Genomic DNA, 9507 nt, shown 5'->3' on the forward strand with positions numbered 1-9507 from the left:
CATAGAGAAGGGCCCCCTCGCGGGGCCCTTTTCTATGGATATATGAGCGAGCCCGGGGTTCGAACCTGGAAGGTTCGGCGGAGCGCAGCGGAGCACTGCACGCGCGAAGCGTGTGCAGTCCGAAGGGTGAGGCGGCGCAGCCGCCGAATCATCCTGGTCCCCCAGCCATCCACTCGAGCGCGGCCCGGGGCGCGCTCGCGTGTCGCATGAGCGGGCAATCCTCCGGTTTCTGCCACCCCGGGGTCATCGGATGGGTACGCAGGATGCCGATCTTTCCCCCAGGTCTGGTCGATACCGCAGGAGGCGGCGTCCGGTCCGCGCTGCCAGCTTCGGGATCGACCTGTAGCCCCGCATCATCCCCTTCCTCGACCTCGTCCCCGACTCCGCTACAATCCCCCGACCGGGATCGGGAAATGCAGGGAATTCTGACGCGCTTTTCCCGTCCAATGCCGCAGAGCCCGGAGTCACCGGGCCGTATGGATCCGAATACAGAAGAGGAGAGGCGCCACCATGTCCGTACCCGATAACCCCTACGAGCCCGTGACCGTGGACACCACCGCCCACGAGGTCGAAGGCGCGGACACCTGGTACATGATCGGAATCTCCGGGATCCCGGATCCCGACAACCAGGGGCATACCTCGAACGCAGGATTCGTGGTGACCGACGAGGGCGTGGTGGTGTATGACGCCCTGGGGACACCTCCGCTTGGCTTCGAGATGATCCGCCGCATCCGCGAGGTGACCGACCAGCCGATCAAGTACGTGATCGCCGGGCACTACCACGCGGACCACATCTACGGGCTGCAGGCGTTCGCCGACCATACCGATGCGAAGATCATCGGCCAGGCGCGGGCGCGCGAGTATCTCGGCGGACCCGGTGCAGTGGCGCGGCTGGAACAGCGCCGCGGGGTGCTGACCCCGTGGGTGGACGAGGATACCCAGATTATCCCGCCGGACGAGTTCTTCGACGACGAGTACACCATCCGCCTGGGCGGCAAGACCTTCCGTTGCGTCCATGCCGGCCCGGCCCATGCGCCGGACGACATCATCATGGTGGTCGAGGAGACCGGCGTGGTGTTCGCCGGCGATATCGTCTTCGACGGGCGCATCCCGTTCCTGGGCGACGACGCGCTGGACTCGGAGAACTGGGTCAATCGCCTGGACGAGCTGATGGAGATGGACCTGAAGTTCCTTGTGCCGGGACACGGCGAGGCCACGGATCAGGCGAGCCGCGCGGTGAAATTCACCCGGGACTATCTGGTCAAGCTGCGCGAGCACATGGGCGCGGCCGTGGAGAATATGGAGACCTTCGACGAGGCCTACGGCTCGATGGACTGGAGCGACTACGAGGACCTCCCGGCCTTCGATCAGACCAACCGGAGCAACGCGAATGCGGTCTACCTGGAGATGGAAGCGAAGCTCTTCTGACAAGGAGCCCGGGGAGGCCAGGCGGTCTCCCCGGTGGCCTGTGATGTATCCCCGGTCCTGCGAGCGAAAGGAGTGATTGCCAATGACGCTGAATATCGAACCGGGCCTGTTAATGGCCATCCTTTCACTGGTGGCGGGGATCCTGATCCTGATCCGTCCCCGGCTGCTGAACTACATCGTGGCCATCTACCTGATCGTGGTCGGGGTGCTGGGGCTGCTCGCCTATTTCTAGCGATAGTTTGGCACCCAAAAGCATGGACCAACAGTGCGAGTTCATGCGCGGGATGTGCGGACCCGTTACTCTTTGGCCTCATTCTGATCGGGGGGCCACGCCTCAATGACCGCCGAACGCGTTCGAGAAATACCCTATAACTACACCTCATTCTCCGACCGCGAAATTGTCATTCGTTTCCTGGGATCCGACACCTGGGATCTCCTCAACGAGCTGCGTGGGGAGCGTCGGACCGGCGTGTCCGCGCGCATGCTGTTCGAGGTCCTGGGGGACATGTGGGTGGTCACCCGCAACCCGTACATCCAGGATGACCTGCTGGAGGACAAGAAGCGCCGCAAGGCGCTGATCGATGCCATGCAGCATCGCCTGGACCAGATCACGGCCCGGGCCGACGGCAATGAAAAGGCGCTCAAGCTGGCCCAGCGCGCGCAGGCGGCGCTGTCCGCCTTTGCCAAGGAATTTACCGACACGGCGGCGTTGCGGACTCAGGTGCGCAAGCGCATGAAGGGCCTCACGCACAAGGACAACATCCAGTTCGGCGGCCTCGCCCGCGTTTCCCATGTGACGGATGCCACCGACTGGCGTGTGGAGCTGCCGTTCGTGGTGCTCACCCCGGATTCCGAAGAGGAGATGGGCCCGCTGGTCGCGGCCTGCATCGAGCTGGGTCTGACGGTCATCCCGCGTGGTGGCGGTACCGGTTACACCGGTAGCGCGGTTCCGCTCTCCAAGCGGTCCGCGGTCATCAATACGGAAAAGCTGGAGGGCCTCGGCGAGGTCAAGCGCCGCCCCCTGCCGGGCGTGGATCACGACGTGCCGGTGGTGCGCGTGGAGGCCGGCGTGGTGACCAAGCGGGTCTCCGAGCTGGCCGATCGCAACGGGCTGGTGTTCGCGGTCGATCCGACCTCGCAGGACGCCTCGACCATTGGCGGCAACGTGGCGATGAACGCCGGCGGCAAGAAGGCCGTGCTGTGGGGCACTGCGCTCGACAACCTGGCCGCCTGGACGATGGTCACGCCCGAGGCGGAGTGGATGTACATCGAGCGCCTCGATCACAACCTGGGCAAGATCCACGACGCCGAGACCGTCCGCTTCCGCGTGACCCGCTATCAGCCGGACGGCAAGACCCCGAAGGGCGAGCCCGAAATCCTGGAGATGCCGGGACAGAACTTCCGCAAGCTGGGACTGGGCAAGGATGTCACCGACAAGACCCTGATGGGCGTGCCAGGTATCCAGAAGGAGGGCTGCGACGGCCTGATCACCTCGGCCGAGTTCATCCTGCACCGGATGCCGGACAACATCCGCACCGTGTGCCTCGAGTTCTACGGGACCGACCTGCACCAGGCGGTTCCGGCGATTGTCGAGATCAAGGACGCGGTCGATGCCGAGGACGAGGTTCTGCTGGCGGGGCTGGAGCACCTGGACGAACGCTACGTGCGCGCCGTGAAGTACACCCCGAAGGGCGCCCGGGGCGATCTGCCGAAGATGGTCCTGGTCGCCGATATCGTCTCCGACAACGAGGACGCACTCGGCCGGCTGGCCGCGCAGATGGTGCGCGCGGCCAATGCCCGCAACGGCGAGGGCTTCATCGCGGTCAGCCCCGAGGCGCGCAAGCGCTTCTGGGCGGACCGGGCCCGCACGGCCGCCATCGCGCATCACACCAACGCGTTCAAGATCAACGAGGACGTGGTGATCCCGCTGGAACGGCTGGCGGAGTACACCGAGGGGATCGAATCCCTGAACGTGCGCGAGTCGCTGAAGAACAAGCTGATCATGGTCGACGAGGTGCTGGAGTGCATGCGCGGCGACCACCCGGAACTGCGCGAGCTGCTGGACGACACCGGCGGCGAGGGCCAGCAGTGGTTCGAATCCAAGCGCGAGCGCGCTGTGGAGGTCCTGCAGGCGGTGAAGAAGCGCTGGGAGGCGATCTCGGAGAACTTCTTCACGCTCGCGTCGGAATGCGACGAGCTGCTGGACGAGCCGGCCCGGGCCGACCGTCGTGACCACGACAAGCTGATGAACCTGCTGCTGCGTCGTAGCCTGCGCATCTCCTACCGGGCCGAGGTCGAGCGTCCGCTGTTCGAGATCTTCGGCGGCCACCAGCTGGAGCCGGTGCGCAAGCGCCTGACCGCGATCCACGACCGCGTCCTGACCAGCCGGCTGTTCATCGCCCTGCACATGCACGCGGGCGACGGCAACGTGCATACCAACATCCCGGTCAACTCCAACGACTACCAGATGATGCACCAGGCCGAGCGTCTGGTGGATGACGTCATGCGCCTGGCGCGCGAGCTGAACGGCGTGATCTCCGGCGAGCACGGCATCGGTCTGACCAAGATGCAGTACCTGGAGCCGGAACGTATCAAGTCGTTTGCCCAGTACAAGAAGCAGGTTGACCCCAACGGCGTGTTCAATGCCGGCAAGCTGCTGGAGGGGTCCGGGCTTAACAACGCCTACACGCCCTCGCTGCGTCTGGTGAAGCAGGAGGCGCTGATCCTGGAGCAGAGCGAGCTGGGCGATCTCAACGACGAGATCAAGGACTGCCTGCGCTGCGGCAAGTGCAAGCCGGAGTGCAACACGCATGTCCCGCGCGCCAACCTGTTGTACTCGCCGCGCAACAAGATCCTGGCGACCGGGCTGATTGTCGAGGCCTTCCTCTACGAGGAGCAGACCCGCCGCGGCCTGTCCCTGAACCACTTCGAGGAGATGAACGACGTCGCGGATCACTGCACGATTTGCCACAAGTGCCTGAACCCGTGCCCGGTCGACATCGACTTCGGCGATGTGACCATGCATATGCGCTCGATCCTCAACAAGAAGGGCAAGCGCAAGGCGACGCCGGCCACGATGATGTCCATGGCCTTCCTCAACGCGAAGGACCCGGCCACCATCAAGGGCATCCGTATGGGTGCGATCCAGATGGGCTATGCGGCCCAGCGTCTGGGACACTGGTCGTTCAAGAAACTCGGGCTGACCGGCGAGGGCAAGACCCCGCGCTCGACCACCGGCAAGGCGCCGGTGCACGAGCAGGTGGTGCACTTCGTGAAAAAGCCGATGCCGGCCGGGCTGCCGAGCCAGACCACCCGCCAGATGCTGGGTCTGGAGGATTCGCGCTACGTGCCGATCCTGCGCGATCCGGTGAAGACGGATCTGGATTCGGACGCGGTGTTCTACTTCCCCGGCTGCGGTTCCGAGCGCCTGTTCAGCCAGGTAGGGCTGGCGACGCTCGCCATGCTCTACGACGTGGGTGCGCAGACCGTACTGCCGCCCGGCTACCTGTGCTGCGGGTATCCGCAGAATGCCGGCGGCGATTTCGAGAAGGGTCAGCAGATCAGTACCGAGAATCGCGTGCTGTTCCATCGCCTGGCGACCACGCTCAACTACCTCGATATCAAGACCGTGGTGGTGTCCTGTGGCACCTGTATGGATCAGCTCCTGAAATACGAGTTCGAGCGGATCTTCCCGGGCTGCCGGCTGCTGGACATCCACGAGTACCTGATGGAGAAGGGCGTGCACCTCGAGGGGCTCAAGGGCGTGCAGTATATGTACCACGACCCCTGCCACTCGCCGATGAAGTCGCACAAGCCGACCGACGTCGCTTCCAAGCTGATGGGACAGGACGTCCTGAAGTCGGATCGCTGCTGCGGCGAGGCCGGCACGTTCGCGGTGAGCCGCCCCGATATCGCCACCCAGGTGCGCTTCCGCAAGCAGGAAGAGCTGCACAAGGGCATCAAGGAATTGACCGGCGAGGAGAAGGCGGAGAACGGCAACGTGAAGATGCTGACGTCCTGCCCGGCGTGCCAGCAGGGCCTGTCGCGCTATCGCGAGGACACCGGGCTGGACACCGACTACATCGTGGTCGAGATGGCCAACCGGCTGATGGGGGATGGCTGGCAGAAGAACTTCATCGAGCGCGCCCGCGAGGGCGGCATCGAGAAGGTTCTGCTGTAGCGCTTCCGGGCGTCCCCGCCCGGGTGCTCCACACGGCGCGCCCGGGTTGGCTACAATCGGGGGCAGCAGGCGTACGCGGCGGAATAAAGGATCACCGCGCTGCGTCGCCCTAACGGGCGCCATCAGGGGGGTACCGCGTATCGTCCCCGATGCCCGTCGAGGCCGCGGTAACGCGTGCGGCATGTCCACCCGTCCATGCAAGGGAGTTCGCATGACCTTTCGCTCTTTGAGTCCCCGCCTTGCCGTCATGGCCCTCTGTCTCGGGCTGGCCGGTGCCCCTGTCATGGCCAGTGCCCAGGCCTTTGTCGAGTTCCCCGGGCGCAGCCTGTACGAGCGCTTTGGCGTGGATGCCGTGGACCTGTTCGATCTGCGCGGGCAGCTCTCGCGCTCCACGCTGATCGACGTTCGACCGCGCCTGGAGTACGACATCCTGCACATCGAGGGTGCCCACCATGTCCCGCTGAGCGCGCCGGACTTCGAGGACCAGGTCCGCGCCCTGGAGGCGGAGCACGGAGGCCCGCTGGTGTTCTACTGCAACGGGCGCACGAGCTATATGTCGTATCGCGCGGCGGCCCGTGCCAACTCGGCCGGGCTGGGCCCGACCCAGGCGTATGACGCTGGCGTCAAGGACTGGGCGGAACGCTATCCCGGACTGGCGATGCTGCGCGGCGAGCGGATCGAGGATCCCGAGTCGCAGCTGATTGACGACGCCGTGTTCGAGGCGCGCCTGCTGGACGCCGACACCTTTGCGCGCCGGGTCCGCAACGACGATGGGGCGGTGGTGATCGATGTGCGTGGCAACGAGGAGCGCGACGAGATCTCGCTGTTCGCCGGCCGCGAGATCTCGGCGCCGCTGCAGGACATCACCCGGCTTAACCGCGTCCTTGGTCAGGCCCGCAGGGACGGGGTCCCGCTGCTGATTTTCGACCAGAATGGCCAGCAGGTGCGTTGGCTGCAGTACCACTTGGAGGAAGGTGGTATCGACGACTACCGCTTCCTGGAAGGCGGCCTGCAGCGTTTCTATGACGAGGTGATGACGCGCTGACCCGGGGTGGTCCGGGCAGATCAAAAAAGGGCCGGGATCTCGCGATCCCGGCCCTTTTCTTTCCGGTGGTATCAGCGACGAAACAGCGCCAGCAGGACGGAAATCACCACGCTGACGATGATCATCGTGGTGATCGGGAAGTAGAAGCGGCTGTTCTCGCTTTCGATCACGATGTCCCCGGGCAGCCGGCCCCAGGGGATCTTGCCCAGCCAGGGCCACAGCAGGCCGATCAGTACGATCAGCCCGCCAATGAGGATCAGCCACTTACCGGTTCCGGACATGGCGAACGATCCGGGACGCTTTACTGGGCGACCCTCTCATCGACACCCGAGGCGGAGCCCACCAGCATGACATCGGCGGGACGCCGGGCGAACAGGCCGTTGGTCACGACCCCGGCGATGTGGTCGAGCTCGGATTCCAGCTCCACCGGATTCATGATGCGCAGGTTGTGCACATCGAGGATCACGTTGCCGTTGTCGGTCTTGAAGCCTTCGCGCAGCTCCGGATTGCCGCCCAGCTTCGACAGGGCGCGGGCGACATGGCTGCGCGCCATCGGGATGACCTCGACCGGAAGCGGATAGGCGCCGAGATAGTCCACCACCTTGGTCTCGTCGACCACACAGACGAAGGTCTTCGACGCCGCTGCGACGATCTTCTCGCGGGTCAGCGCGCCGCCGCCGCCCTTGGTCAGGTGCAGGTGTCGGGTGGCCTCGTCGGCCCCGTCGACGTAGATCGGCAGCGGGCCGGCGGAGTTCAGGTCCAGCACCTCGATGCCATGCCCCCGCAGACGCTCGGCACTGGCCTCGCTGGAGGCGACGGCTCCGTCGATCTTGCCCTTGATGCCGGCCAGGGCGTCGATGAAGTAGTTGGCGGTGGAGCCGGTACCCACGCCCACGATCCAGCCGCTCTCGACCCGTTCCAGCGCCGCCTCGGCGACGGCCTTTTTCATTTCGTCCTGATTCATCAACGTCTCTCGCATGTACGGTCCGTAACTTATTGAGGATACCGACTGCTCCACCCCCGGGACAAGCGGAAGCGTGAACCCTTCGCATGCTATGGTTTCGGCATGAAATTTCCCTATCTCGAGAAGATCCTGACCGCGCGCGTCTACGACGTGGCGCGTGAGACGCCACTGGACCCGATGCCGTCCCTGTCGCAGCGTCTGGGCTCCACCTTGTGGCTCAAGCGCGAAGACCTGCAGCCTGTGTTCTCGTTCAAGCTGCGCGGCGCCTACAACAAGATCGCCCAGCTGACCCCGGAGCAGCGCGCGAAGGGCGTGGTGGCGGCCTCCGCGGGCAACCATGCCCAGGGAGTCGCGCTGGGCGCTAGCCACCTGGGTATCAAGGCGGTGATCGTGATGCCGGTGACCACGCCGTCGATCAAGATCGCCGCGGTGCGCCGGTTCGGCGGCAAGGCCGTGCTCCACGGGGACTCCTTCGACGAGGCCGCCGCGCACGCCCGTGAGCTGGAAGCCAAACACGGCTACACCTTCATCCACCCGTTCGACGACCCCGACGTGATCGCCGGCCAGGGTACGGTGGCGATGGAGTTGCTGCGCCAGCATCCGGGCGAACTGGACGCGGTGTTCGTGTGTATCGGGGGCGGTGGCCTGGCGGCCGGCATGGCCGCCTACATCAAGCGTCTGCGTCCGGAGATCAAGGTGATCGGCGTGGAGCCGGATGACGCGCCCTCAATGTACAAGGCGTTGCAACAGAATCGCCGGGTCAACCTCAAGCAGGTCGGCATCTTCGCGGATGGCGCGGCGGTGCGCCAGGTCGGCAAGGAGACCTTCCGCCTGTGCCGCGAGCTGGTCGACGAGGTTCTGCTGGTGGACACCGACTCCATCTGCGCGGCGATCAAGGACATCTTCGACGATACCCGCGTCGTGGCCGAGCCGGCCGGGGCCCTGGCGGTGGCCGGCATGAAGCAGTACATCCAGCGCGAGGGCCTGCAGGGCGCGAATCTGGCGGCAGTGCTCAGCGGCGCCAACATTAATTTCGATCGCCTGCGCCACGTGGCCGAGCGCGCCGAGATCGGCGAGCATCGCGAGGCGTTGTTCGCGGTGACCATCCCCGAGCGCCCGGGGAGCTTTCGCCAGTTCTGCCAGGCGATCGGCAAGCGCGGCATCACCGAGTTCAACTATCGCTATGCCGACGACGAACGCGCGCACGTGTTCGCCGGGATCAAGCTGGAGGGGGGTGATACCGAGCGCCAGGAGATCCTGGAGGCACTGGAGGGGGCCGGCTACGAGGTGCTGGACATGACCGAGAACGAGGTCGCCAAGCTGCACCTGCGGCACATGGTCGGTGGTCACGGGGGTGAGGTCCGCAACGAGCGGATCTACCGCTTCGAGTTTCCGGAGCGCCCCGGGGCGCTGCTGAATTTCCTGACCCATATGGGGCAGACCTGGAACATCAGTCTGTTCCATTACCGCAATCATGGGGCGGCCTACGGGCGGGTACTGGTGGGGATGCAGATCCCGGCCGAGGACCGGGCCCGGTTCCGCGAATTCCTGAAGGAGGTTGGCTACCCCTGGCACGAGGAGACCGCGAATCCGGCCTACTCCCTCTTCCTGCGCTGACAGCATCTCACCAGGCGCTTGTTCGTCATCGCAGCCAGCTCCGTTGTCTGGCCGCCTGCCTTGTAGTGGCTGGTCCTGGTTCGTCACTTGGAGTTTTCGGTGGCTCCGGTCCACATACTGCCAGGCGCTCTCTCGCGAGCGCACCGCGAGGTACTTCTTTGCTCGTGCAAAGAAGTACCCAAGAAACACGCCCGACTGCCGCGACCCCGGCCCGCTGCGCGGGCCGGGGTTTCCCTCGCTCCGAGGCTTTTCGCGGGCGGCGCTGAACTCGCT

At 65.3% G+C, this 9507-nt stretch carries 7 protein-coding genes; 5 read left to right on the forward strand and 2 right to left on the reverse strand.

What is annotated here, in order from left to right; all coding sequences use genetic code 11:
* Positions 1-510: 510 nt before the first annotated feature.
* The 4 genes from F572_RS0100105 (at position 511) to F572_RS0100120 (ending at position 6653) form a co-directional block, all read left to right on the forward strand.
* Entirely contained in the window at positions 511-1428 is a 918-nt protein-coding gene (locus F572_RS0100105) for an MBL fold metallo-hydrolase (protein WP_017940369.1), read from the forward strand.
* 82 nt (positions 1429-1510) lie between these two features.
* Positions 1511-1660 (forward strand): DUF3096 domain-containing protein, encoded by a 150-nt coding sequence (locus F572_RS14885; protein WP_017940368.1) that lies wholly within the window; start codon positions 1511-1513, stop codon positions 1658-1660.
* Positions 1661-1765: 105 nt separating this feature from the next.
* A complete protein-coding gene (locus F572_RS0100115) occupies positions 1766-5608 on the forward strand; it encodes a DUF3683 domain-containing protein (RefSeq protein ID WP_017940367.1) in 3843 nt (1280 codons plus the stop codon).
* Between the two features lie 211 nt (positions 5609-5819).
* The gene (locus F572_RS0100120) at positions 5820-6653 is read left to right on the forward strand and encodes a rhodanese-like domain-containing protein (protein ID WP_026142858.1); all 834 of its coding nucleotides are present in this window, start codon (positions 5820-5822) and stop codon (positions 6651-6653) included.
* 71 nt (positions 6654-6724) lie between these two features.
* On the opposite strand, the gene F572_RS0100125 is transcribed toward F572_RS0100120, so the two are convergent.
* Positions 6725-6934 (reverse strand): DUF2905 domain-containing protein, encoded by a 210-nt coding sequence (locus F572_RS0100125; RefSeq protein WP_017940365.1) that lies wholly within the window; start codon positions 6932-6934, stop codon positions 6725-6727.
* A 20-nt stretch (positions 6935-6954) separates the two neighbouring features.
* Positions 6955-7617 (reverse strand): ribose-5-phosphate isomerase RpiA, encoded by a 663-nt coding sequence (rpiA, locus tag F572_RS0100130; RefSeq protein WP_017940364.1) that lies wholly within the window; start codon positions 7615-7617, stop codon positions 6955-6957.
* Between the two features lie 102 nt (positions 7618-7719).
* On the opposite strand from rpiA, the gene ilvA reads away from it, so the two are divergent.
* Complete coding sequence (ilvA, locus tag F572_RS0100135) at positions 7720-9234, forward strand: threonine ammonia-lyase, biosynthetic (RefSeq protein ID WP_017940363.1); 1515 nt, start codon at positions 7720-7722, stop codon at positions 9232-9234.
* Positions 9235-9507: the final 273 nt, after the last annotated feature.

It is taken from the genome of Thioalkalivibrio sp. ALE14 (assembly GCF_000376845.1).
GTDB lineage: Bacteria > Pseudomonadota > Gammaproteobacteria > Ectothiorhodospirales > Ectothiorhodospiraceae > Thioalkalivibrio.